Source organism: Shigella sp. FC1544, from assembly GCF_001722145.1.
Taxonomy (GTDB): Bacteria; Pseudomonadota; Gammaproteobacteria; order Enterobacterales; family Enterobacteriaceae; genus Escherichia; species Escherichia coli.
In genome coordinates, this window is record NZ_MECT01000286.1 from 1 (window position 1) to 1558 (window position 1558).

1 protein-coding gene and 1 pseudogene are annotated in these 1558 nt (G+C 50.9%); one reads left to right on the forward strand and one right to left on the reverse strand.

The genetic code is table 11. From position 1 onward, the window contains the following. Positions 1-282 precede the first annotated feature (282 nt). Entirely contained in the window at positions 283-756 is a 474-nt protein-coding gene (gene dfrA14 / locus BGK49_RS14285) for a trimethoprim-resistant dihydrofolate reductase DfrA14 (protein ID WP_004201280.1), read from the reverse strand. A gap of 155 nt (positions 757-911) precedes the next feature. On the opposite strand from dfrA14, the pseudogene intI1 reads away from it, so the two are divergent. Then, a pseudogene (gene intI1, locus BGK49_RS14290) lies at positions 912-1469 on the forward strand (class 1 integron integrase IntI1); the annotation flags it as partial. Between the last annotated feature and the right edge of the window lie 89 nt (positions 1470-1558).

Here is a 1558-nt window from a genome sequence, read left to right on the forward strand (position 1 = left end):
GTCACGCTGAAAATGCCGGCCTTTGAATGGGTTCATGTGCAGCTCCATCAGCAAAAGGGGATGATAAGTTTATCACCACCGACTATTTGCAACAGTGCCGTCCTGCGAATATGTGAGTTTTGACCTAATGAGCCACAAAAACTCATTTTCGCCCACGATAATTTTTCTACTTCCTTTCTTTGGAATGCTCATTTCAATATTCACATAACGTCGCTATCAATCGCGGAAAAGGCGTAGTGCGCGAAGCGAACGAAGCTTTTTGCCGTCGATTGCATAGCTTTGTTAACCCTTTTTCCAAATTTGATAGCAATAGTTAATGTTTGAAGTAAAGTGTTGCTCAAAAACAACTTCGAAGGTATTTGGAATACTCGGGAAGAAAACATCCCCCTCTGGCTCGATGTCGATCGTCGATAAGTGGAGCGTAGAGGCCATGGGTAATGTTTCTCGGTAAATTTCTCCGCCACCAGACACTATAACGTGACCGGTGAATTCAGCTAGCCTGTCCATGGCCTCTTCGATTGACTGAAATACAACTACATTGTCATCATTTGATGTCCAACCTGAGCGGGTAACGACCGCGTATTTCCTATTGGGGAGTGCGCCCATAGATTCAAACGTCTTGCGACCCACCAGAAGCCACTGATTGTAGGTCAATGCTTTAAAAAGTAGCTGCTCCCCTTTCGCGGACCAGGGTATGTCTGGACCGCAACCAATCACGCCGTTTTTCGCTTTCGCAGCCATCAATGATACTTTCAAGGTTCTCATCCTGGGTTAACTTTGTTTTAGGGCGACTGCCCTGCTGCGTAACATCGTTGCTGCTCCATAACATCAAACATCGACCCACGGCGTAACGCGCTTGCTGCTTGGATGCCCGAGGCATAGACTGTACAAAAAAACAGTCATAACAAGCCATGAAAACCGCCACTGCGCCGTTACCACCGCTGCGTTCGGTCAAGGTTCTGGACCAGTTGCGTGAGCGCATACGCTACTTGCATTACAGTTTACGAACCGAACAGGCTTATGTCCACTGGGTTCGTGCCTTCATCCGTTTCCACGGTGTGCGTCACCCGGCAACCTTGGGCAGCAGCGAAGTCGAGGCATTTCTGTCCTGGCTGGCGAACGAGCGCAAGGTTTCGGTCTCCACGCATCGTCAGGCATTGGCGGCCTTGCTGTTCTTCTACGGCAAGGTGCTGTGCACGGATCTGCCCTGGCTTCAGGAGATCGGAAGACCTCGGCCGTCGCGGCGCTTGCCGGTGGTGCTGACCCCGGATGAAGTGGTTCGCATCCTCGGTTTTCTGGAAGGCGAGCATCGTTTGTTCGCCCAGCTTCTGTATGGAACGGGCATGCGGATCAGTGAGGGTTTGCAACTGCGGGTCAAGGATCTGGATTTCGATCACGGCACGATCATCGTGCGGGAGGGCAAGGGCTCCAAGGATCGGGCCTTGATGTTACCCGAGAGGGCACTGTTGCAAATAGTCGGTGGTGATAAACTTATCATCCCCTTTTGCTGATGGAGCTGCACATGAACCCATTCAAAGGCCGGCATTTTCAGCGTGAC